Origin of the sequence: Anaerobiospirillum sp. NML120511 (assembly GCF_023050955.1) — a bacterium.
GTDB lineage: Bacteria > Pseudomonadota > Gammaproteobacteria > Enterobacterales > Succinivibrionaceae > Anaerobiospirillum.
The window spans coordinates 92,006-115,623 of record NZ_JALKIK010000002.1 but is presented as its reverse complement, the minus strand read 5'-3'; the positions used below and the strand labels follow the sequence as shown (position 1 = coordinate 115,623).

The window sequence follows — 23,618 nt, the reverse complement described above, 5'->3', positions numbered from 1 at the left end:
ATTGACCTTACTGAAGTCAGCCTCCTGAGGAGGCTGTTACCATGACATGGGTCAGCCATGCGCTACAGCCAGGGAAAATATCTGAAAACTCATGATTATATCGCACCTGCACGGGCAATCATAAGAACGCCACTTTATGCCCCGATACAGTGGCCATGGCGCGCACATACCAGGAACAGGACAGTTGCCCGTGAACCCTGCCCGCTCCCGTGCATGCACAGGGACGCCCGCAGCTGCTGCGCCTGTGCATGTCCCCGGACCGTCGGAGCTGCTGTGCCCGTGCATGTCCCGGGACGCCCGGAGCTGCTGCGCCTGTGCATGTTCAGGGTCGGCCGGAACTGCTGCGCCTGTGCATGTTCAGGGTCGGCCGGAACTGCTGCGCCTGTGCATGTCCAGGGGCGGGCGCGGCTGGCCGTTCCTGTACGCAGAGGGCCTGTCGTACCACCTAATGGCCGTGATAAATATGCCGTGCAGTCGGACCATGGACCGATGCGGCTGTGATTTTTGGTGCGTGTCCTGTCACAAAATCAGATTTTGCCTGGAGCACCTGAGTGCCTGGTAATCTGAAGGGCAAAATACCGGGCCTGCTTATATAAATCATAGTTATACGCCTGCAGTTGCGTTCTCAGATTTACATTATTCTATTACCATGAGTCTCACTTATCGGTCAGGCCGGGATAATATGAGCGTATTTAGTGATAAAATCACTATTTAACTCGGATATCTCATGAGTTAACTACTACGACCGGGCATCAGGCCATAAGGAGCACCCGCCCCTGATTCTGCACTGATTCTTCCCCGGCACAAAGTCCGCTGACAGGTGATGAAAGCACCTGGGTTTAATGACAGCGGCTGGGAATTTCCATGGCAAAAGCTCTGCCCCGGTGCAGACTTTTTCCGTAACTCTTGGGCAGGGCTCTGCTCATCAGCAGTGACTGTCTGGTCGACATCATCTGGAAGGTCACCGCAGTCACTCTGGATGCCTGACATAGTATGCAGGTGTTGTTTAACAAAGGCCCATGCAGGGATCAAAATGGTAAAAGAAACGTCCACCACCGAAAGCACTTCTCAAAAGGTTGAGACCTTATCAGGCTCAGCTGCAGCTGTTGAGAAACAGTCCAAACTCCCGACTCAGGCAGGCTCTTCCGGTGCTCCAGTCTATGTAGATCAGGCTCAGCTCAAGGAGCTTGAATATCGCCTGTCTACCAGAATGGCTCAGGGTTCTTCCGGTGCAAAGACCGGTCTTTTATGGCTGGTTACTCTGATTTCACTGGGCGCTGCCGGTTTTGCCGGTTTCACCGCCTTTCAGAATCAGCAGAAGCTCATGTCCATGAGCTCCACCTACGACACCATCAAGCAGCAGATTGCCGATGCCACCTTCAAGGTTGAGCAGAAGGCCACCCTCCTTGAGAACGCCCATACTCAGAATGCCGCTCTGCAGCAGACCACCTCAGGTCTGGCTCAGAACTTCCAGACTCTTGGTACTACTGTCAATGAGCTCATCGCCGCTCAGCAGCAGCAGGGCAAGGCTGTAAGCGACCTTACCGCCAGGGTAGGCGCCTTTGAGTCCCGCAATCCATATGACTGGCAGCTGGCCGAGTCCTACTTCCTGGTCAACAATGCCCAGGTAAAGGCCGTCTTTGAAAAGGACATCAAGGCTGCTGTATGGATGCTCACCCAGGCTGACGAACTTCTCATCGACATCGAAGATGAGCAGGTAGTCGCCCTGCGCGAGGCAATTTCCCGCGATATTGCCAACCTCAACAACATCAGTATCGTCGACATACGCGGCATGGGTATGACCCTTGATCGTGCCTATGACAATGTAGACACCCTGGTGCTTGAGGGCTTTACCGATCCTAAGACCCGTGCTGCTGCCTTTGAAAAGAGCAACGAGGTCAGTGCTGATGTAGCCGACTGGAAGACCAATCTGCTCAACTCAGCCAATCAGTTTGCCTCACGCTTTGTTGAAGTACGCCGCCGTGATGCCGAAGCTGCTACCGAGTTCCTGACTCCGGAGCAGGACGTATATCTGCGTGAGAACATCAAGACCAGAATTCTGCTGGCCAAGTCCGATCTGTCCCACGGTGACAAGGAAGCCATGCAGGCCAACCTTGCTGACGCTGTCCGACTGATCAAGGCTTACTACGATCCAAAGAGCACCATTACCACCAGTACTCTGGACATGCTCACCGGTATCGAAAAGAGCGAAATCACCATTCAGACCCCTGAGGTTCTTCAGAGCTCTGCCGCTTTCTCCCAGTTTGCCCGTGAGCACTTATTAGGTAGGGGTAAATAGTCCATGATTAAGATACTCCTGGCAATTGCTCTGTTATGCGGTGCGGTCTTTGTTGGTCCTCGCCTTGCTGACAGCCAGGGCTTCGTACATATCGCCACTGAAGGCTTTATCATCGAAACCTCGCTGACCACAGCCATTATCATTACCTTTGTTACCTTCCTCGTACTGCATGTGCTGGTTAATATCATTAACAGCTCCATCAAGCTGCCTGGCTCTGCCTCCCGCTGGTTTGGCAACCGCAGGTCCAAAAAGCAGATGACCCTGCAGAATGAGGCTTTCATGGCCTATGAAGAGGGTGCCTACAACCGTGCCCTGGCTTTAATCAACAAGTCAGGTGACCGTGACTCTCTGCCAGCCAACTGCCTGCTGCTGGGCGCCAAGTGCGCTTTCAAGGCCGGTGATCTCAACAGCTGCCGCAGCTTCATCGAGCAGGCCGAAAAGGCCCCTGACAGCTCTGAAATTGCCTGCAGACTGTTAAGAGCCCGTCTGAACATGCAGATTGGCAATATCAATGCTGCCATCGAGAATATCGAAAGCGTCAAGCAGGACAGCTACTCCCGCGCCATTACCACCCGTCTGCTCTACGAGTGCTATAAGTCCAGTGGCAATTACGACAAGCTCCAGGAGCTGCTGCCAACCTTAAAGAAGCTCGATATTGTTGACGATCAGGAGGCCAGCCTCATCAACATGCAGGCTGCCCGTGCCCGCCTGAGCGGCTCTGCTACTGTTGAAGAGCTCGACTCCCTGGTAGCAGGCATGGCACGCGCTGAGCGTCATGACCCTGTAGTCATGGCTCCAGTCCTGACCCGCATGGTCAAGCTCGGTGACACTGAAAAGTCAGGCAAGTATGCCCTTGATATCCTGCGTCACAACCCTGCCCCTGAATTCCTCGACTCCATCTCCCGCTGGAGCGCAGCCGTACCGGCCGTTCTTAATGAGCTGTCAGCTCAGACAAAGGGCAATGCCATCGGCAGCCAGACCAATGTGCCTTTATTAAAGGCCCTTGCCAACATGGAAATGAAGTCTGACCGTCTTGCCGAGGCCAAGGAGCACCTAAAGCAGGCTCTGGATGTCACCAAGGATCGTGACCTCTATCTGCTGGCAGCTGAGCTCAATGAGCGCCTTGACCGCTATGAAGAGGCTTCCAAGTTCTTTGCTCTGGCCTTAAAGCAGTAAGATGCCAGGTGCTGCGCCTGCAGGCGCAGCATCACGAGCAGCAAAAAAGGTCTGCCCCCTTAACAGGGGCAGACCTTTTTTCATGTGCGCTGCACAACAGGAGCACAAAGCCGGCCCTGACCGTCCACCATGGCCGCCACCGGCCTTGCAGCAGTGCCCGGCCACCTGCGTGGCGGCCATACCTGTCTGCTGGCCTGGCGTCCATGCCTGACTGCTGGCGTGGCGTCCATGTCTGCCTGCAGCTGCAATTGCGGCAGCTGCTGCAGGCGCATGCTGACATCAGTAATAGGCTGACGGGGTGGAGCTGCGATACAGAGTCTCGTCTACATTGAGCTCCTTCTTGCCTACCAGGAAAGCTTTGGTCATTTCTTCACGGGTTATGAAGCCGCAGGCCCCGAACATCAGATAGGAAGTACCGTCGAAGTAGCTGATAAGGCCGGTGCATGGAGCATTGTCCACATATTTGAAGCTGAAGCCTCTGCGGGCAATCTGAGCCTTGAGGCCCCAGCCGGCATAGGAGTCCATGACATTCTGGGCATAGGCCTTGGTGGTGCTCAGATGAGGAGAGGCCGGCATGATCTGAATAAAGGCCTTGCCGGTACCGTCATTTTTGACAAAGGACACGGTGCGGTCCTTACGGTTATGAGTCATGGAAAAGTCCGGCAGCAGCTTGCCTGCGGTAAATTCCTTGTCATTGCTCATGGTGACATAGGAGGCGGCGGCATGAGCCTGAGAAAACATGCCGGCTCCCAGAGCAGCAGCCAGCACAGTGCAGCCCACGGCCCTTAAGGAACGCACAGCGGCAGCTGAAATGATGTTGTGCTTCATAAGATTAAAAATTCTGAATAAATAGGATTTGAGCATTATACAAATATGAAATGAATCTGTGTGGGAAAAGTCCTCAGTAGCGGGCATTGCTCATAAGACGGGCATCCGGCCCCTCACAGTCAGCCGCTGTATGATAAAATCGCCCCTTATTCAGACATGTACGCCCCATAAGGCCCATGTCATCGCGCCACATCCACGCACGCATGCCCAACTGCTGACGCACGCAGCCCCATGAATGCCTGAGGGCAGTCATACACATCCTGCATGTACTAATGCAAGGCCCACTGCAGTCAGACACGGCATGTATGTACTAATGCAAGGCCCACTGCAGTCAGAAACGCCTGCATGTACTAATGCAAGGCCCACTGCAGTCAGACACGCCTGTATGTACTAATGCAAGGCCCACTGCAGTCAGACACGCCTGCATGTACCCAGGCAAGGCCCATGGCATTCATGCATGACCGGCAAGTTCCCGGGCCGGGCATGACTGAGTGGCTGGCAAGCTGCACCGGCGTACCTGATGATACCTGCACAACAGGTCTGTTCCTGCCGACAGGACTGTTCCTTACAGCAAAGTCCTTTCCCTGCCGGCATTAGCGAGATTTCCTTTATGCTGTCCTTTTTACCTGCTCCGCTGCTCTTTATCATCAATATGGTAATGATCAGCATTGCCTCAATTTTACTGTCAGTGCCGCTCATCATTCTGGCGCTGGTCAAGCTTATCCTGCCATTTAAGCCTGTACTGTCCTTTGTCGACGCCTACGGTCAGCTGGCTTTCCACTGCTTCTGTGCTCACAATGCCGGACTGATGCGTATTACCACCAATGTGGACTGGGATATTAAGGGTCTTGAGAACCTCAAGGTAAAAGGATCCTGCATTATTATTTCCAATCATCTGTCCTGGACTGATATTGTGATGCTCTGCCACGTTTACCGCTATCGCATCCCTATCACCAAGTTCTTCCTCAAGCAGTCTCTGATCTTTATCCCTGTCATAGGTCAGGCCTGCTATGCCGTAGGCATGCCTTTTCTGCGCCGCTACACCCGTGCTCAGATTCTCAAGAATCCAAAGCTCAAGACCCGCGATCTGGACGCTACCCGCAAAGCCTGCAAGAGCCTGCTGGTCTATCCATCAAGCCTGGTCAACTTCGTTGAGGGTACCCGCTTTACTCCGGAAAAGGCCCGCGCCCAGAAATCTCCATATCAGAACCTGATGCCTCCAAAGGCCGCCTCTCTTGCTGTTGCTCTTGGCATTATTGGTAACAATATCGACTGCATGCTCAACACTACCCTGCTCTATCCAGGCGCCAAAGAGGGCTCCAGCGTCTTCTATCAGCTGCTGTGCGGCCGTCTCAAAAAGGTCATTGCCCGCGTTGAGATCATCGACAGGGAAACCATTCAGAGCCGTCTGGTAGGCGACTATATGACCGACAAGCAGTTCAAGCGCAGCTTTACCAATGAACTGCGCCAGATCTGGCAGCGCAAGGACGAGCAGATTGCCCAGCTTCTGGGCAAGGAATATGTCCGCCCTGACTGGTCTGAACCATCATGTTCAGCCCAGAAACCAGCCCAGGATCAGGCAGCCCGTGCTGCTGACGCCGCAGCTGCACCAGCTCCTGAGGCTGCACCTGCTCCTGCTCCTGAGGCTGCACCTGCACCTGCTCCTGAGACTGCCCCGGTCAGCGATGCCATCCAGGCTGCAGAGGCTGACCCGGCCAGCGATGCCGTCCAGGCTGCAGATGCTGCACCAGCAGCCGCTGCCGCTCAGTCTGACAGCGCCGCTCATACCACGCCTGAGCCTGAGCCAGCCGTGGTGAAGAACGCCGCTGACAGCAAACAAAAGGAGACTGCAGCCCCTTAAAGCTCACGTCTGCAACGGCGACAGCCACCTGCCGTCACTGCTGGCTCCAAAAGAAAAAGGCCATCATTGCGATGGCCTTTTTCTTTGGTTCCTGCGCTACGGCCGCCTTGATGGCGGCTCGTAGCTGAGCTGTGCAGCGCTGACATTACCAGGCATGGCTGCGCTGACGTATCACTTACTTTGCGTCAGGAACGTTATCCTTGTCCAGCAGGTAGGCGATGATCTGCTTGAGGCCCTCGACATCGTCGACAGACTCCATGGTCACGAGATACTTGCCGTTGACCAGAATCTCAGGAACAGCCTCAATACCTGCCTGCTCAGCCCACTTGTCCATGCGGGAAACCTTGCCGGCTACGATAAAAGACTTGTATTCCTGCTCAAACTTGTTGGATGGAATACCAATCTTGTTGGCAAAGGCGACCATATCAGCGTGGGTTCTTGGGATATTACCGTCCTCGTGCATGGCCTTGAACAGCTCCTTTACATAGATCTCCTCAAGACCAAGATTCTGGGCAATGACCAGACCAAACTGGGACTCAGGGCCCATGTTGCCACCCATCATGGAAACAGGGTTGAGCTCAAAGGCAGCATTTGGGAAAGCAGCCTTGATGCTGGCAAAATCCTTCTGCAGTTGGAAGCAGTGGCCGCACCAGAAAGAGAAAAACTCACGGATTTCCTTTTTTGGAGTCAGCTTGTCAGTTTTAACCTGATAGTGCACACCTTCCTTGAACTCGGCGGCAGCAGCAGCCTGCTGAGTAAAAACGAAAGCAGCCATTACCACGAATAATGGAGCAAGAATTTTCTTCCACATAGCAGTACATCTCTTAGCAAAAAAATGTGTTAAACAATGTCCAGTCAGTGATGATTATAAGTTTCGTGCCTTAGTAAAAAGACAGGTCAACAGGCCAATTTCAAAGGCACTGTAGCCCCCAGGATCCACGCATTTACGGCCTGTGCGGCCATGAACGTACGAGCACCACCCAGTCACCAAGGCGCCTGGCAACATGCCCGGTCAAGCCATGAGCATGGCATAATGCGCGGGGCAACGGGACGACGGGCGCGTTGTGCCGGTACTGGTGCCGGTACTGGCGCCGTTCCGGCGACGGGCGCGGCGCCATACCCCAGTCGGGCTAATTGGTATTTGGAGAGTGGTCCCAGATAGAGACCTTGTCACGCAGCTGACGTACGCTGCGCTTTTGCGATCTCATACCCAGAGTAAGAGCCATGCTCAGCAGACGTACTCCCAGGTTGGAGCGCACAGCAAGGCGGCTTAACAGCAGCAGGCGGCGCAGCATGGAATGGGAAATACGGTAATCGCACTTTGGGTCCATTGGGCGGCTTGCAATCTGGCGGAGCAGATACAGAGCCATGACCACGTTGGTAAAGCAGAACAGGCGAACACCGGCGCTTTCCTTTTTGCTAAGCGAGCAGATAAAGGCAATAGCATCGCTCAAATGCCCCTCGGTAATTGCCACGTACTCCAGAACCTCCTCTTCACTGGAGGCAGGAATAAATGATACGCCACGGGTGGCATCACGGGCACGGTCTCTGAGGATATTGGTCAGCTGCAGCCCCTCGCCAAAGCTTACGGCCAGCTCAAGCAGCTCCTTCTTGTCCACTTCCCTGTCGTGCAGAACAAAAAGCTCAGCAAGCATTTCACCCACCACACCGGCTACAAAATAGCAGTAGCTGTCGACCTCATCAAGATCGCTGACAGTATGGTTCGCCTCATGCAGACGGCGGCGCAGATTACTGGACATGCCATGAGACATGATGGACAGGGCGCGGCACAGAACGGCCTGAATTTCCTCGTCGTAGCTCAGCAGCAGATTGACTGCCTTGTCCATAACCTTGAGCAGCTCAATGTCATCGGCAGCAGAACCACCAGTTGAGGTCAGCTCCAGAGCACGCTTCTTTAAGGCCTGCAGCACATCAAGGTCAGCAAAGTCACTCCCGGACAGGAAAGAGAAATCTGAAAGCCAGGTAATTCTGTCCACCAGAGGGGCACGGGCATCATCCTCTACTGTATCGACTACACGGCACAGCAGATAGGCAAGACTGATACAGTCACGCAGCGGATTAGGGATCAGAGGAATGGTCAGAGCAAAGGAGCGGGACACCTTGTTAAGGTGCTCATACATAAGCTCAACGCTCAGCACCTCAGATGAAATCACTGTCTCGCCCTCAGCCGATGCTCTGCCTGCTGCACTGGCGCTGCCAGCTGATGCACTCTTAGCTGCGGCTGCATCTGCCGATACGGCTGCAGATGCAGATGCGGCCGCAGGTTCTGCACCCCCTGCTTCAGTCTGAGGGGGCAGCTGATCCTTGACCTTGTCCTGTGGTTTTGCCGGAACTTCAGACGGACGTCCACCAGGGGCAAAGGAAGTGCTCCTGTCCTTTTTGAGGAAGGCATCGCGGGTACGGGAAGGACGGAAAAACATGCGGCCAGGACGTGAGCGTGATGAGGACTTGCTCTCATCGTGCTGCTCTGAGGCAGCGCCACCCTTAGGATGGTATTCACTGTGCTGGAGGTGGAACCAGGCGTTTTTCTGGGCACATGCCCTGCGGGTACGCTGCTGCGCAGCCCCTCTTAAGCCTGAGTGATTTGGGATAGGGGTGTTGTGACAACTAGGAGGGGGTTTACTGTCCATAACCTTAAATTGAAGCAATTATCACCAAGCGCCATGTCAGCCTCATCCTTGAAAGGCTCAGGTCTTACGGACACACGGGCGCGCTGTACCGATCTCACCAGCGGAGCGTTAAACAGTATTGTCCGTCAGAGAGGGAAATCTGCAGGATGCCCGAGACTCCGTAGACACAGCACCTGCCATTATAAGGCAAATCATAGCAAGTAACAGCTGCACCATGCGGCCAAAACACGGTCCCGGCCCTCAGCCCACTCCTGCACCTCGCTCCGTGCTGACTTTGCTCCTCCTTTATATATACATATAAATGCAGCCAAATAAGCACCAGCACCGAACTGGCAGACCTCCCTGAATTGGTCATGCTGCTGCCCGCCCAGTTGTCAGGCTCTGCGCATGTCAGGCTGCGGCCTGGCAATATAGGCAAAGCATGGAAGTCGGTAAGAAATGCAGATGCTTTCCAAAGTTTCAGGTTAATTGATCTGAGCACAGGCTATATGCGCTGAGCTGTTGGGTGCGTGGTTCTGGGTGCGGGAGCAGCCTGTGCAGGGGATTTGCTGGAGATTAGGGCTGGTGTCATGGGATTAGGGCTGGTGCCCGGGGATTAGAGCTGGTGTCGGGAGGTTGGGCTGGTGTCGGGGGATTTGGGCGTTAGAGCGCCTGATGATTGTGAGACCTTGGCGGGAGTTAGACCTGAAATGGGCTTTGTTATGCAAACAGGGCTTTTTGGGCCTTTGATCAACTGGCGTGCACTGCACGAACGGCTTGTTTATAAGATTTGCTCCGATTTTTGCCTGGATACCAGACAAAAATAAACACCAGTTTTGCCCATGCCGTGAAATTCTTTAGCGGCGGCAGTCAGCATACGTACCGCCATGGGCATGCAGGCCAGATAATTCAGATACTTGCAGGATTTTGCTGCCGTGCCTTGTGCGGGCACTTTTTGCGCATATCGATTATAGCATATACAGGTTAGCATATGCTTACTACACTGGCCTGGCTGTGCTGGACTTTCAGGGCAGGGTGGGCCAGATCACACTGAGGCTGTGATGTAAAAATTTTTATACACGTATTTGATATTTGACTGTAAAAAGGACTGGCTCTCTGCAGCGATGTTGTTGCTGTATTTAAGGACTTTTATTGCCTAGCACTCATATATTTGGCGGCTGTAAAAGTATACATAATTGACTTTACTCACGGTACCTGCCAATGTTTTCTTTATCCTGACCTTACTGACCAAAAGTACCATTTATGACGATAAAGGCGATATTTATCTAGTTTGTGAGTGCGTGCACCTTGGATACAAGCTTCCTGGCGCATAAATATGACTTTTAACAGGGGTTCCATGGGATGCAGATCACAATTTCCCTGCCCCCGAAAAGTACCCGTCCGGAGCAATTGGCAAAAACATGAGCTGGATCTCACTGAGAGCCAAAATCAGATAAAAGCCTTTAAAAACGGGATTTTCCATTTGAGGTGCATCACGTTTTGCCTGAATATCCCTGAAAAAAGCCTGATTTGAACAATCAATTCCCTATCAGATGCAAAAACGTATCAAAAATTCGCATTTTCCTTTCTATATATTTGTGACGTCAGTTTTTACCCAATTCCCTGGAGATTGTCTTTTATGTGGATTCAAAACTACGATCCAGCGGGCAACATCTGGCTGTCCGCCCTGGTCGCAGCACTTCCAATTCTCTGCTTCCTGCTCTGTCTTGTAGTATTCAAGCTCAAGGGCTATCAGGCAGGTTTCATCACCGTAGTTCTGGCCGGTCTCGTTGCCGTCTTCTTCTACGACATGCCTGCCCAGCTCGTGGGCGCTTCCTTTGTACAGGGTTACACCAACGGTATGTGGCCTATCGCCTGGATTATCGTTGCCGCGATCTTCCTGTACAAGCTTTCCGTCAAGTCCGGCTCCTTTGAGATAATCAAGCAGTCCGTTATCAGCATTACCCCTGATCACCGTATTCAGGTGCTGTTAATCGGCTTCTGCTTTGGTTCCTTCCTCGAGGGTGCAATCGGCTTCGGTGGCCCGGTAGCCATTACCGCAGCCCTGCTGGTAGGTCTTGGTTTACAGCCTCTTTACGCTGCCGGTCTGTGTCTGATTGCCAACACCGCTCCAGTAGCTTTCGGCGCTGTAGGTATTCCTATTACCGCCATGACTGACCTTGTTGGTGTAGATCAGCACGCAGTTTCTGCAATGGTCGGCCGTCTGCTGTTCCCATTATCCTTAACCGTTCCATTCTTCATCGTATTCTTAATGGATCGCATGAAGGGTGTACGTGAGACCTTCCCTGCTGTTCTGGTAACCTCCTTATCATTCGCTGTTACCCAGTACTATACTTCCAACCACATTGGTGCTCAGTTACCTGATATCACCTCTGCCGTTGTTGCTCTGGTATGTACCACTGTCTTCTTAAGGTACTGGCAGCCAAAGAACATCTTCCGTCTGGATGGCGAGACCAACTTCAAGACCGATGGCAACCTTGATTTCAAGACTGTCTTCCGTGCCTGGGTCCCATTCTTACTGCTGATCATCTTAATCATCATCTGGACCAACCCATTATTCTTAAGCCTGTTTGCCAAGGGCTCTATCCTTGAGTTCACTCAGGTAACTGTCCAGTTCAACTCCACCATCGGTTCCATCAAGAGCCCAGACGTTCTTGACCCAAGCGTACTGTCTGATGTCAAGGTAGCTCAGGTTGTTAACCTCATCGCCTTCCAGGCCGGTACCGCCATCTTCATTGCAGCCTTATTAACTATCGCTATCCTGCGCATTAAGACTGAAGACGCAATGGAGTGCTTCTGGGATACCTTAAAGGAGATGGCCATCCCTATCATCACCATCGGTCTGGTAGTAGCCTTCGCCTTTATCGCCAAGAACTCCGGCATGTCCACCACCCTTGGTCTGGCATTTGCCAGCACCGGCAGCGGCTTTGCATTCTTCTCCCCTGTCATTGGCTGGATTGGCGTGTTCTTAACCGGTTCTGACACCTCCTCCAACTTACTGTTCGGTATCCTCCAGCAGGCTTCTGCCAAGACCCTTGGTATCGGTGAGGCCCTGTTCCTGGCTGCCAACTCCGTAGGTGGTGTAGTAGGCAAGATGATTTCTCCACAGTCCATCGCCATCGCCTGTGCCGCTGTAGGTCTGGTAGGCCGCGAGTCCGAACTGTTCAAGTTCACCTTAAAGTACTCCTTAGCCTTCATCCTCATCATCGGCGCCTGGATTTTCACTGTGGCATTCTTCCTGCCTTGGATGATTCCAGAAATCCAGTACCTTGCCCACTAATGGCATAAAGCTCTGATTCAGAGCAGTTAGACAGAGCATCAAGGCTCTCTAAGGGACAGCCCCACATTCATCTGAATGTGGGGTTCCCGTATCCAGATAACAGAATTCCTTTCCGTCCGTGAGCGCGTTTAGGCTCACACCATGGCTTATGCTGCCATATGGCAGTAAAGTTCAGAATTTTTCTTCAATTTGCTGCATGCATCACCGCACATGAGCTGTTAAGATATATAGTTACAGCTGATCAAACATTCCCTTTCCTTATCTGTCACCACAAACTGAAGTCACCTGAACATTCAGATACGACTGTCAGCAGCGGTAAAAGGACCTTAAACCTGATTTTGCCCCCGGAACACTACCGTAAGGCACTTTCCACCAGGTTGCAGGCCCTGTAAGCTTTGCCCCGGCAGGAACACAGATTTGCCCGTTCCCGGCTCAGGCAGGCCCGGTCAAACAAAACAATAAGGTACGGGCTATGTTGCCCTGCTTACCGGTTTTTCAACACCTCACACGTTAGGATGGTTTTTCCGCATGGATCACAACGTTAATTTCTTTGCGACCTGCATGGGCTCAACTGCTCTTCAGGACAGCGTAATCAGCTCCATCAAGCTGATGCAGATGTACGGCGCAAAGATCACCTTCAAGAAAAAGCAGACCTGCTGCGGTCAGCCTGCATTCAACTCCGGATATTTCAAGGAAGCCAAGGAAGTTGCTTTCTATAACATGTCCCTGTTTGCAGACAATGATTACCCAATCGTAATTCCAGCCGGCTCCTGTGCCGGTATGATGAGCCACGACTACAAGATCCTGTTCAGGGACGACAGTCAGCAGGTGCGTGACTCCATCGATCGTTTTGCCGCCCGTATTTATGACGAGTCCGAGTATCTGACTGACGTGCTGAAGGTGCAGCTTGAGGACAAGGGTCCGCAGATAAACGTTACCTTCCACGTATCCTGCCACTCCCTGCGTGTTCAGGAATGTATCCCTGTTCAGAAGGCTCTGATCCGCCAGCTCAAGAATGTAAATCTCGTTGATATTCCTTACGAGGAAGAGTGCTGCGGTTTTGGTGGCACCTTCTCCATCAAGGAGCCTGAGATCTCCAACGCCATCGTCTCCGAGAAGATCAAGCACATCAAGGAAACCGGCTGCAAGGTAGTACTGGCTGGCGACAATGGCTGTATTCTCAACATTTCCGGCGCTCTGGCCCGCCAGGGTATTACCGACATCAAGGTCATGAACATCTATGACTTCATTCTCAAGCGTGTAACAGGTGAGGATTTATAAATATGGATTTAGCTGCAATTCCTCACAAAACCATCGTTCACGAGAAGCTCCACGATGCCCAGATGCGTGAGAACCTTACCAGTGCCATGCATACCCTCCAGGGCAACCGTCTGAAACTCATTGAGAACAAGTTCGAAAACTGGCAGGGCCTGCGTGACCGTGCCCGTCAGGTTAAGAACAACGCCCTGATGTCTCTGCAGGAACGTATCGAAGAGTTCGAGAGGAATGCCACCAAAAACGGCATTCAGGTGCACTTTGCCAGCACCGATCAGGACGCCTGCGAAATCATCTATCAGATCATGAAAGAGAACAACGTGGACAAGGTGCTCAAGGGCAAGTCCATGGCCTCTGAAGAAATCGGTCTGAACCACTACCTCAAGAAAAAGGGCCTCAACGCTGTTGAGTCCGACCTGGGTGAGCTCATTCTCCAGCTCAATGATGAGCCTCCAGTACACATCGTAGTACCAGCCATTCACCGCAACCGCTACGAAGTAGGTCAGATTTTCCACGACAAGCTGGGCGCTCCTCTTGAGTCTGACATCGAAAAGCTCAACTCCATTGCCCGTGGCCACTTAAGAAATCAGTTCCAGCATCTTAAGATGGGTATCTCCGGCGTCAATTTCGCCATCTCCAAGGAAGGCGCAATCTGGCTCATCGAGAACGAAGGCAATGGCCGTATGTGTACCACTGCTCCGGACATCCACGTAGCTATCTGCGGCATCGAAAAGATAGTTGAGACCTTTGAGGATGCTGCCACTCTGGTGCACCTGCTGACCCCTTCTGCTACCGGTCAGTTCATCCCAACCTATAACAACATTATTTCCGGTCCACGTAAAGAAACCGACAAGGACGGTCCTCGTCAGATGCACATTGTGATCTTCGATCACAACCGCACCTCCATGCTCCGTCACAAGGACTTCCACGAAGCTCTGCGCTGCATACGCTGCGGTGCCTGCATGAACTTCTGTCCTGTTTACGACAAGATCGGCGGTCACTCCTACCGTACTACTTACCCTGGCCCAATTGGTGAGGTTATTTCTCCTAACCTCTTTGGTCTTGATAAGACAGGTGATGTGCTTACTTTCTGCTCTCAGTGCGGTCGCTGCTCTGAGGTATGTCCTGAGAAGATCCCTCTTGCCGATCTGATCCGTGAACTGCGTGCTTACAAGGTAGGTCAGGGCGAAGGTCAGATTACCGGTTCTGAGAACGTCAAGGCCAGCGCTTCCGAGCAGTTTGCCTTTAAACTCTTTGCCAGGGCAGCTACCAACGGTGATCTGTGGCGTACTGCTTTCTCACAGGCCCACATCTTCAACCCTCTGGTCAAGGCTTTCGGACCTGTGCTTCCTGTTGCCAGAAGCTGGGATGCCTACAAGCAGTTACCAGACGTAAGCGGCAACTTCTACAAGAAAGTACAGAAGATCGAGGGAGTTAAGTATGAATGATGTAATTGCGCAGATCTCCAAGCGCAGCCGTGAGGAAATCTTAAAGCGCGTCAGTGAGGGCTACAAAAAGCCTGACTTCTGCCGTGTTGAGACTCAGGACCCTGTTGTTCACATTCAGATGGAAGAAAATCTGATTGAGAACATGAAGACCAATATGACCAACAACAAGTTTGTGGTTCATGACATCAAGCCTGAGCAGCTGTACGACACCATCAATTCCATTACCAGAGAGCGCAATGCCAGGACCCTGGTCTATCCAAAGGACATCGGCATTGACCTCAAGCGTGTAGAGTCTGCAAGCCAGCTGTGCTTTGACACCGCCATTGAAGACATCAGAGATCAGGTATTCAATACCGACTTCTCCATCATCAATGCTTTTGCCGGTGTGGCCTCCCATGGTGTTGCCTGCGTGGTTTCAACTGAAAACCAGCCTCGCATGCTGTCTCTGGTTACCCCTACCTGCATCATGCTCCTCAAGAAGGAGCGTGTGGTAAAGAGCCTGGTTGACGCTCTGCACAAGGTCAAGAGCGAACTTGATGTACTGCCAACCAACGTACTGTTCATCGCCGGTCCGTCCCGTACTTCCGACGTTGAGCTGGTTACCGTATTCGGCGTACACGGCTCTACTCAGGTACACCTGATCCTGTACTAATAAGAAGATTACTTCTGTCTTATTTAAAAGCTCAGCATGTCTCATGCTGGGCTTTTTTAATGGACCCAGGCCCTGCGGGTCCGCCGTCACCGTGCGGCGCCTGCTGTCGCCTGGAGGCACAGCAGATCCCTGTGCCTTACGCTCCGGGCCGAACGGTCTGATTTGTACAGGTCGATGCAGCATTGCAGCTGTGAAAAAAGGTCCGGTCAGGACCACTTTTTGTCCTATAATGGCCTCGCAGGACGGGGAGCCGTTACTGCAGGAAATGGGCGGTCTGAGCCTGCAGCCGAGTCTGCAGCTGCCGGTCTGGAGCCACAGGGGCCTTAGGCGCATGAGGCGCATGCCCGGTCGGCAGAGCCCATGAACACAGGCTGATCATCTTTGACGGGAAGCTCAAGGAACGAAAATGCAAGATACTCAACCAACAAACGGACAGAAAAAAGCCGATAACCACCCTCATCCACCTATTGGCAATCTGCTGTTACGCACCATGACCCTGCCACGTGACACCAACCCTGCCGGCGATATCTTTGGCGGCTGGATCATGTCACAGCTGGACATTGCAGGTGCTATCCTGGCCCGAGAAATTGCCCATGGCCGCGTCGTCACCGTAGCTGTTGATGCCATGAACTTCCTCAAGCCTGTTGAGGTGGGTGATGTGGTCTGCTGTTATGGTCACTGCTCCAAAGTAGGCCGTACCTCACTTAAGGTTAACCTTGAGCTGTGGGTCAAAAAGATCTACGACGATGAAACAGCCGAGCGCTACCTGGTTACCGAAGCCAGTTTCACCTACGTAGCTGTAGATGAAAACGGCCGTCCACGCCCTCTGCCAGCTGAGGCTCATGAAATTGCCCAGCGCGGCATCGATGCTGCCACAGCCGGCCTCAAGGCCGATGGCACCATACGCAATAACAGCTGCTCATAACAGCACACAGCGTCGCTGCGCAGAGCAGCGCATAGCCGTTACCCGGCTCCCGGGAGCAGAGCCATAGCTCTGGCCCAAAACAAAAAGCCTGATCGAAGTACATCCGATCAGGCTTTTTTGTTTTATCAGGCTGCCCTGCAGGCAAGCCCGGCCATAGTGGCCGCGCCTTGCTGCTGGCAGCGGCGCTGCCGGCGCAGGCACCGCTGGCGCTAATGCGGCCGCAGCTGGCGCAGGTGCAGGCGGCGGCGCTGCCGGCGCAACTGCGGCCGCGGCCGCAGCTGTAGCGGGTCAGGATCTGACGTCAGTGCTGGTCGCGGCCACAGCCGATTTTGATTTCACCAATGTGATTGAACATGCATTCAATAATGCACTGGTAGTAGGAAGCTGAGTGGGTCAGATTGTTCTGACGCATCTGAATGATAAGACCGAGCATTGTGGACTGAATGTATACGGCAGCCAGCTCAATGTCGGTATCAGCAGGCAGCTTCTTTAAGGTCACAGCATTGCGCAGGGCATCTTCGATGCTGATTAAACGTAGATGAATGAGCTCTTCAAGCTGCTCACGGGCCTCGTGACTGATATCAGAATGGATAATGCTCTCGAAAATGGCCATTACTGATGAGTTAAAGAATGACTTGGAGTCCTCATTAAAGTGCATCATGGCCCACTTCTTAAGCTGACCTAAAGGATCAGCCTGAGTCTCATGGGCAGCTGAGGCCAGGGTAGACACCAGGTTGAGCTTGCGGGCCTCCTCCTCAAGCAGGGATGCCAGCAGAGCTGTTTTGTTCTCATAATGCCAGTAAATAGCACCACGGGTCACACCAGCCTCTCTTGCAATATCAGTAAGCGAGGCCTTGTTGAAACCCTTATTGGCAAACACACGCTGAGCGGCCATCAGAATGTTGTTTCTGGTCTCCATGGACTCAGCAAAAGTTTTACGTGGCATATTCCGAACCTCAAAAAGAGCAAAGAAAACCTGAGTTGGCGGAAAAAAATTATAACATACATTCATGTATGTATGAAAAGGTGCTATAATTTTGCCGCCCAATAATTTATTATTAGCAAGCAGGGAACACCAGGGCCGCAGTCCTGAATTCCGTCCCTTAAATAACGCATTTATGCTGCACTAAAGTGCAGATGCGTCTGGCAGCGCCACCAGGTTATGCCGCTGCCCTGTCATGTGATACATTCACAATAGAGAAAGCATCATGCTTACCGTAAATATAGATACGGCTGGCTGATGCTTTTGTTGTCTTGGACAAGCGATAACTTTCATGATGATTTAAACTGTAAGTAAAACATCAGCAAGTGTGTATCCATGCCATTTCTGAGTCAGCTCTCTGCTGATCTCATCACTGCGAAGGAAATTTCTTTGAGACAGGACTGCCAGGGGCAGTAAGCGTCTCATATCAGAGGCTCATGACCATCAAAGCAGCATCTCTGCCCGGTCACCAGGCGCACGGTAGCGCCCTCTCCCATGCCTGAAAATAAGCGATAACAGCATTTTTTGGTTCACAAGGGGACACATTCAGCCTCTGTTGCATACATCCGTGCATGTATGTTGTATACAGGCCAGTGCTGCTGCCATGGCAGCACGTGGCCTGCGGGCGTTTCCCGTGCAAGACGGGGAACTGGTTCAACTGCGTTCAGGACTAAGAACATAATCAAAGTGCCTATGTTCAGCTCCTGAATATCACAGCTGTTTATCATCAAAGCATAAGGCTGCGCTGCCGGGTACAGCCCTCAATGACAGGCAAAGGCCCTCTACGTGCCTGAGTCCTGCCTGAGGCAAGGCCCCGGTAAGATGCTCAGGCCCCGCAGGCTCAGGGCTCATGAGGGGCAACAGGCCCGGTGGAGTATTAAAACAGTTATCTGAACTGTCGCATGCGTGAGGCCATGAGCTCACAACTGAGGCAGAGTGCCCCACCTGTCAGCCCCTGCTTTTTTGATAAATCACCCATGTACTGTCATGACCATCAGACCGGCTTTCACAAATGGCCCCTGCCCCTGAATGGGATTTGCCCTGTTGTGAATGCGGATCTAAAGATCACGGCCGTAACATTCCACCTCATTTTTTAAGGATTATCAGGTATGTTCCTGTCAAAGGTTAATAAAAAGCATCTTTTGCCAAGTGCACTGGCACTGGCCATTATGCTCACAGGATGTGGTGAAGCCCAGAAAGCAGGAGGTCCTCAGAGTCTTCCTGTAGACGTTTTTGTCGTCAAGACCATGGAAGTTCCTGTCGTCTCCAATCTGACCGGTCGTGTCAGCGCCACCCGTCGCGCCGAAGTACGCCCTCAGGTTTCAGGTATTATCCAGAAGCGTCTTTTCGTTGAAGGCTCTACTGTAAACAAGGGTGATCAGCTCTATCAGATTGATCCGGCTATTTATGAGGCCCAGGTTAACAGCGCACAGGCCAACCTCAAGAGCGCCCAGGCCAGCCTGTATACAGTCAAGTTAAAGGCTGACCGTTACCGTCAGCTCCTGCAGCAAAAGGCCGTGAGCAAGCAGGACTATGATGATGCTCAGGCTGCCTATCTGCAGGCCGATGCTGCAGTTAAGGCTGCTGAGGCTGCCGTTGAAACTGCCAACATCAATCTTGCCTATACCAAGGTATATGCCCCTATCTCCGGTCGTATTTCCAAGTCCAACTTTACTGAAGGTGCTCTGGTAAACGCCCAGCAGACCAACCCTCTGACCATCATTCAGCAGCTTGATCCCATGTACGTTGACCTCGGTCAGACTGTAGAGGATCACATGGCTCTGCGTCAGGCCATGGCATCAGGCGTATTCAAGAACGCCGACGGCAAGGCTCCTGTTGATATCTACTTTTCCAATGGCACCAAGTACGCTCACCAGGGCCAGCTTGAGTTCTCAGACGTAACCGTTGATGAGACCACCGGCATGGTTAACCTGCGCGCTATTGTTCCTAACCCTGACCGTCAGCTGCTGCCAGGCATGTTCCTGCGTGGCGACCTGCACGAGGGTACCCTGCCAAATGCTATTGTAGTCCGTCAGGATGCCGTGATCCGTGAGGCCGGTGGTCTGAGCTACGTTTACATCATCGATGACAAGGGTCTGGCTCAGCGTTCCATCGTCAAGATCGGTACCGAGTATGAGGGTTACTTCGTTATCACCTCCGGTCTTAAGGTAGGTGACAGAGTAATCAGCTCCAATCTGCAGAAGATTCGCTCCGGCGCCCCTGTAAGCGAGGTTAAGGCCGAGCAGAAGCCTGCTGAAGGTGAGGCTGCTGCCCCAGCCAAGGCCGGCTAAGCACGTACTGGACAATACATTCAGATCTGAAGGGGGCGACATCAGCTGATGCAGCCGTGGCCATAAGCCACATGACCTGCAGATCTGGGAGAACATAATCTTTATGGCACGTTTCTTTATCAATCGCCCAATCTTTGCGTGGGTTATTGCTATTGTGATCATGCTGGCCGGTCTCGTATCCGTATTTACTCTGCCGGTATCACAATATCCAACTATTGCTCCGCCTGCCGTATCCATCCGCGCTTCCTACCCAGGTGCTGACGCCAGCACTGTAGAGCGTTCGGTTACCCAGGTAATTGAGCAGAACATGACAGGCCTGGATGGCTACATGTACATGTCAGCATCTTCTGACTCTTATGGTAATTCCTCCATTACCATTACCTTTGAGCCAGGTACCGATGCTGATATTGCTCAGGTTCAGGTACAGAACAAACTCCAGCAGACTCAGTCTCAGCTGCCTTCTGTAGTACAGCAAAACGGTGTGAATGTATCCAAGTCCACAGACGCCTTCCTTATGGTTGTGGGTCTTAGCACCAAAGATGCCGAGCACACCAGTACCGACCTTGCTGACTATATTTACGCCAATATCCGCGAGCCTCTGGCCCGTGTACAGGGTGTAGGTGATCTGCAGGTGTTCGGCTCCGAGTTCTCCATGCGTATCTGGCTGGACCCTGAAAAGCTCAACAATCTGGCTGTTACAGTAGCTGAAGTAAGCAATGCCATCAAACAGCAGAACGCCCAGGTAACCTATGGTTCCCTCGGTGGTACCCCAGCTGTTCCTGGCCAGCAGTACTCCTACACCATCACCGGTCAGAAGCGTCTTGAGAGCGTCAAGCAGTTTGAAAACATCCTGCTGCGCGTTAACACCGACGGCACCATGGTTCGCCTCAAGGACGTAGCCCGCATTGAGCTGGGTTCTGAAAGCTACCAGATTAATGCTACCTACAATGGTCAGGTATCCACAGGTATTGCTATCCGTCTGGCTGCCGGTGCCAACGCTCTGGATACTGCCACCCGCGTTAAGGCTCTGATGGTTGAACTCTCCGAGTACTTCCCTGACTGGATTCAGCTTCATTACCCTTACGACACTACCGAATTCATTAAGGTATCCATTACTGAAGTATTTCATACTCTGATTGAAGCAGTGGTTCTGGTGGTACTCATCATGTACCTCTTCCTGCAGAACTTCCGCGCTACCTTAATTCCGTCCATTACCGTTCCTGTAGTACTGCTGGGCACCTTTGCCATCATGGCCGTACTGGGCTTCTCCATAAATACACTGACCATGTTCGGTATCGTACTGGCCATCGGTCTGCTCGTTGACGACGCCATTGTGGTGGTAGAAAACGTAGAACGTATCATGGAGGAGGAAAATCTTCCTGCCCGTCATGCCACCATCAAGTCCATGGATCAGATTACCGGCGCTCTTATCGGTATCGCCCTGGTGCTGTCAGCCGTATTTATTCCTATGGCTTTCTTCGGTGGCTCTACCGGTGTTATTTACCGCCAGTTCTCCATCACTATCGTATCTTCCATGGTGCTGTCCGTACTGGTAGCTCTGATTCTGACCCCTGCTCTTTGTGCCACCATGCTGCAGTCCAAGGAAGAGCGTGAAGCTGTTCCTGACAACAAGCTGCTGGCAAAGACCCATGCGCTCACTCAGCCCCTTTTAAAGCCTGTAGAGAAGTTCTTTGAGTGGTTCAACCGCGCTTTTGATACCTTTACCCACTCCTATCAGAAGCACGTAAGCAAGGTAGTTCACCAGCTCAAGCGTCAGGTTGTAGCCTACCTGATCATCTGTGGCGCTCTGGTTTTCTGTTTCCTGCGCATTCCTTCATCTTTCCTGCCAAACGAAGATCAGGGTGTGCTGATGGCCATGGTTAACCTGCCTGCCGGCTCTACTGTAGAGAAGACAACCGGCACTCTGAACAAGATGATTGCCTACTTCAACGCAGCCGAGTCCGAGAATATCGAATCCATCATGGCTATTACCGGCTTCTCTTTCTCCGGTTCCGGCCAGAACGCCGGCATGGCATTCATCAAGCTGCACGACTGGTCCTTAAGACAGCGTTCAGATCAGCATGCTGACGCCATTGTTCAGCGCTCCTACATGCCTTTAATGGGCATTCGTGAGGGTCTTGCCTTTGCCTTCAACCTGCCAGCCATTCCTGAGCTGGGCGTAGCTTCCGGCTTCGACCTCTACCTGCAGGATAACGGCGGTGCCGGTCACGAAGCTCTGACAAAGATGCGTCAGGAGTATATCTACGCTGCCCAGCAGTCCAGTCTGCTTATGCAGGTACGTGCCAACGGTCAGGACGATACTCCTCAGTTCAAGCTGAGCATCGACTATGAAAAGGCCCTGGCTCTGGGTCTGTCCGTAAACGACATCAACACTACTCTGTCTACTGCATGGGGTTCTGCCTATGTCGACAACTTCATGGAGAGATCCCGAGTAAAGAAGGTGTTCCTGCAGGCCGAGGCCGATGCCCGTATGAACGAGCTTGACCTCAACAAGTGGTATGTACGTAACAACCAGGGTCAGATGGTACCTTGCTCTGCATTTATCACCACCTCATGGGATTACGGTTCACCACGTCTTGAGCGTTTCAACGGTGTAGGCGCCATGAACATCCAGGGTGCTCCAGCTCCTGGCGTATCCTCAGGTGAGGCCATGGCTGAAATGGAGCGCATTGCCAGGGAAATCCTGCCAGCCGGCTACGGTATTTCCTGGGCCGGTACCTCCTTCCAGGAGCGTCTGTCCGGTTCTCAGGCTCCACTGCTCTATGCTGTATCCCTGCTGATCGTATTCCTGTCACTGGCTGCTCTGTATGAGTCCTGGTCCATTCCTTTTGCGGTAATGCTGGTTGTGCCTCTGGGCATTATCGGTGCCGTGCTGGCCGCTCTCATTACTCAGTACCTGCCGGTACAGACAGTACTGTCCAATGACGTGTACTTCCAGGTAGGTCTGCTCACGACAGTAGGTCTGTCAGCCAAGAACGCCATTCTGATCGTAGAGTTCGCCAAGGAGCTTTACGACAAGGGTTCCCGTCTGTCAGATGCCGTTATTGAGGCTGCACGTATCCGTCTGCGCCCAATTCTCATGACCTCCGCCGCTTTCGTGCTGGGTGTTCTGCCACTGGCAGCTTCCTCCGGTGCCGGTGCTGCAGGTCGAAATGAAATTGGTATCTGCGTAATCGGCGGCATGCTGTCAGCTACCATTCTGGCCATTTTCTTCGTGCCTGTATTCTTCGTGCTGGTAATGCGTTACTTCACCAAGTACATCCCGGCCGATCAGAAGAAGAAGATGGCCGAGGCAGAGGAAATCCGCATCAGGGAGCGCCAGCAGCGCGCACTTGAGGCAAAGAAGGGTCTCCCACCTCAGTAATCACAAGATACCTGATAATCAGGGACAGGCACTTGGTCCCTGACTCATGTAACTCAAGCGCAGCTCCGGCTGCGCTTTTTTTGTCCCCAAAATCCCCAGCCGTCTGCCAGTCTGACAGCCAGCGGGACGCCCGCCAGCCAGCCCGCATGCCAGGCTGGCCGCATGCGCAGGGCCTGCGCAGCGCTGCTGGCTGCCGCTGCGCCGTCGCGTGGCCCGTGGCACTGCCCTGGCGTGCTGTGGGTTCAAACGTAGTAAGCGCTCCACAGGGGGCCCCAAAAATATGGCGCGTGCACCTGACTGGCCCTTTTAACTGACATAAGCGCTGTATACCGGCTGTTGCTGCTAACGTAGCAGGCAGGCATTACTTGTAAGCATGGTGCCTGACGTTCCCGAAGTGACGGCCCGCGAGGGCAGTGCCTGATACAGACAGACACCAATACAGGGTCTGTTTATACGATTGCGACATGTTGTTGTATGACAAAGATTGTCACTGCAAGGCTGCTTCAGTGGGTTATGCTTAACAGCAACAATGTTTCTTACATCACCTGGACAGCGCACCTGCGAA

General features: G+C 52.7%; 14 protein-coding genes. 10 read left to right on the top strand and 4 right to left on the bottom strand.

Annotated features, from left to right (window positions below; all coding sequences use genetic code 11):
* Positions 1 to 1,033: 1,033 nt before the first annotated feature.
* Together MXE39_RS00830 and MXE39_RS00825 are read left to right on the top strand one after the other, a co-directional pair.
* Positions 1,034 to 2,299 (top strand): uroporphyrinogen-III C-methyltransferase, encoded by a 1,266-nt coding sequence (locus MXE39_RS00830; protein WP_246976017.1) that lies wholly within the window; start codon positions 1,034 to 1,036, stop codon positions 2,297 to 2,299.
* 3 nt (positions 2,300 to 2,302) lie between these two features.
* Positions 2,303 to 3,475: a heme biosynthesis HemY N-terminal domain-containing protein gene (locus MXE39_RS00825; RefSeq protein WP_246976020.1), complete on the top strand. Its 1,173-nt coding sequence runs from the start codon at positions 2,303 to 2,305 to the stop codon at positions 3,473 to 3,475.
* Positions 3,476 to 3,754: 279 nt separating this feature from the next.
* Here MXE39_RS00825 and MXE39_RS00820 read toward each other — a convergent pair whose 3' ends face one another.
* Positions 3,755 to 4,303: a hypothetical protein gene (locus tag MXE39_RS00820; protein WP_246976023.1), complete on the bottom strand. Its 549-nt coding sequence runs from the start codon at positions 4,301 to 4,303 to the stop codon at positions 3,755 to 3,757.
* Between the two features lie 610 nt (positions 4,304 to 4,913).
* Here MXE39_RS00820 and MXE39_RS00815 point away from each other — a divergent pair.
* A complete protein-coding gene (locus tag MXE39_RS00815; protein WP_246976026.1) occupies positions 4,914 to 6,164 on the top strand; it encodes an acyltransferase in 1,251 nt (416 codons plus the stop codon).
* Between the two features lie 175 nt (positions 6,165 to 6,339).
* Here MXE39_RS00815 and MXE39_RS00810 read toward each other — a convergent pair whose 3' ends face one another.
* Both MXE39_RS00810 and MXE39_RS00805 read right to left on the bottom strand, forming a co-directional pair.
* Positions 6,340 to 6,975 carry a thiol:disulfide interchange protein DsbA/DsbL gene (locus MXE39_RS00810; protein ID WP_246976028.1) on the bottom strand — a complete coding sequence of 212 codons (636 nt, stop codon included), beginning with the start codon at positions 6,973 to 6,975 and terminating at the stop codon, positions 6,340 to 6,342.
* Between the two features lie 319 nt (positions 6,976 to 7,294).
* A complete protein-coding gene (locus MXE39_RS00805; RefSeq protein WP_246976031.1) occupies positions 7,295 to 8,815 on the bottom strand; it encodes a squalene/phytoene synthase family protein in 1,521 nt (506 codons plus the stop codon).
* A gap of 1,618 nt (positions 8,816 to 10,433) precedes the next feature.
* Here MXE39_RS00805 and MXE39_RS00800 point away from each other — a divergent pair.
* From MXE39_RS00800 to yciA, 5 genes are all read left to right on the top strand, one after another.
* Positions 10,434 to 12,095, top strand: coding sequence for a lactate permease LctP family transporter (locus MXE39_RS00800; protein WP_246976034.1), 1,662 nt, complete (start codon positions 10,434 to 10,436; stop codon positions 12,093 to 12,095).
* 528 nt (positions 12,096 to 12,623) lie between these two features.
* Positions 12,624 to 13,376 carry a (Fe-S)-binding protein gene (locus tag MXE39_RS00795; protein ID WP_246976037.1) on the top strand — a complete coding sequence of 251 codons (753 nt, stop codon included), beginning with the start codon at positions 12,624 to 12,626 and terminating at the stop codon, positions 13,374 to 13,376.
* Positions 13,377 to 13,378: 2 nt separating this feature from the next.
* Entirely contained in the window at positions 13,379 to 14,818 is a 1,440-nt protein-coding gene (locus tag MXE39_RS00790; RefSeq protein WP_246976040.1) for a LutB/LldF family L-lactate oxidation iron-sulfur protein, read from the top strand.
* Complete coding sequence (locus MXE39_RS00785) at positions 14,811 to 15,470, top strand: lactate utilization protein C (RefSeq protein ID WP_246976043.1); 660 nt, start codon at positions 14,811 to 14,813, stop codon at positions 15,468 to 15,470. The genes MXE39_RS00790 and MXE39_RS00785 overlap by 8 nt, the downstream gene beginning before the upstream one ends.
* Positions 15,471 to 15,876: 406 nt before the next feature.
* Positions 15,877 to 16,395: an acyl-CoA thioester hydrolase YciA gene (yciA, locus tag MXE39_RS00780; RefSeq protein ID WP_246976046.1), complete on the top strand. Its 519-nt coding sequence runs from the start codon at positions 15,877 to 15,879 to the stop codon at positions 16,393 to 16,395.
* A gap of 301 nt (positions 16,396 to 16,696) precedes the next feature.
* On the opposite strand, the gene MXE39_RS00775 is transcribed toward yciA, so the two are convergent.
* On the bottom strand, positions 16,697 to 17,341 hold the full coding sequence (locus tag MXE39_RS00775; protein ID WP_246976049.1) for a TetR family transcriptional regulator: 645 nt from the start codon (positions 17,339 to 17,341) through the stop codon (positions 16,697 to 16,699).
* Positions 17,342 to 18,486: 1,145 nt separating this feature from the next.
* Between MXE39_RS00775 and MXE39_RS00770 the strand changes: the two genes are divergently transcribed.
* Together MXE39_RS00770 and MXE39_RS00765 are read left to right on the top strand one after the other, a co-directional pair.
* A complete protein-coding gene (locus MXE39_RS00770) occupies positions 18,487 to 19,668 on the top strand; it encodes an efflux RND transporter periplasmic adaptor subunit (protein WP_246976052.1) in 1,182 nt (393 codons plus the stop codon).
* Between the two features lie 103 nt (positions 19,669 to 19,771).
* Positions 19,772 to 23,053 carry an efflux RND transporter permease subunit gene (locus MXE39_RS00765; RefSeq protein ID WP_246976055.1) on the top strand — a complete coding sequence of 1,094 codons (3,282 nt, stop codon included), beginning with the start codon at positions 19,772 to 19,774 and terminating at the stop codon, positions 23,051 to 23,053.
* The last annotated feature ends 565 nt before the right edge of the window (positions 23,054 to 23,618 follow it).

Bases quoted from the DNA above. Each gene is read 5' to 3' on its own strand.
- yciA (WP_246976046.1), top strand. From the start codon at position 15,877: ATGCAAGATACTCAACCAACAAACGGACAGAAAAAAGCCGATAACCAC.
- MXE39_RS00775 (WP_246976049.1), bottom strand. From the start codon at position 17,341: ATGCCACGTAAAACTTTTGCTGAGTCCATGGAGACCAGAAACAACATT.
- MXE39_RS00825 (WP_246976020.1), top strand. From the start codon at position 2,303: ATGATTAAGATACTCCTGGCAATTGCTCTGTTATGCGGTGCGGTCTTT.
- MXE39_RS00785 (WP_246976043.1), top strand. From the start codon at position 14,811: ATGAATGATGTAATTGCGCAGATCTCCAAGCGCAGCCGTGAGGAAATC.
- MXE39_RS00815 (WP_246976026.1), top strand. From the start codon at position 4,914: ATGCTGTCCTTTTTACCTGCTCCGCTGCTCTTTATCATCAATATGGTA.
- MXE39_RS00770 (WP_246976052.1), top strand. From the start codon at position 18,487: ATGTTCCTGTCAAAGGTTAATAAAAAGCATCTTTTGCCAAGTGCACTG.
- MXE39_RS00820 (WP_246976023.1), bottom strand. From the start codon at position 4,303: ATGAAGCACAACATCATTTCAGCTGCCGCTGTGCGTTCCTTAAGGGCC.
- MXE39_RS00795 (WP_246976037.1), top strand. From the start codon at position 12,624: ATGGATCACAACGTTAATTTCTTTGCGACCTGCATGGGCTCAACTGCT.
- MXE39_RS00810 (WP_246976028.1), bottom strand. From the start codon at position 6,975: ATGTGGAAGAAAATTCTTGCTCCATTATTCGTGGTAATGGCTGCTTTC.
- MXE39_RS00805 (WP_246976031.1), bottom strand. From the start codon at position 8,815: ATGGACAGTAAACCCCCTCCTAGTTGTCACAACACCCCTATCCCAAAT.
- MXE39_RS00800 (WP_246976034.1), top strand. From the start codon at position 10,434: ATGTGGATTCAAAACTACGATCCAGCGGGCAACATCTGGCTGTCCGCC.
- MXE39_RS00765 (WP_246976055.1), top strand. From the start codon at position 19,772: ATGGCACGTTTCTTTATCAATCGCCCAATCTTTGCGTGGGTTATTGCT.
- MXE39_RS00830 (WP_246976017.1), top strand. From the start codon at position 1,034: ATGGTAAAAGAAACGTCCACCACCGAAAGCACTTCTCAAAAGGTTGAG.
- MXE39_RS00790 (WP_246976040.1), top strand. From the start codon at position 13,379: ATGGATTTAGCTGCAATTCCTCACAAAACCATCGTTCACGAGAAGCTC.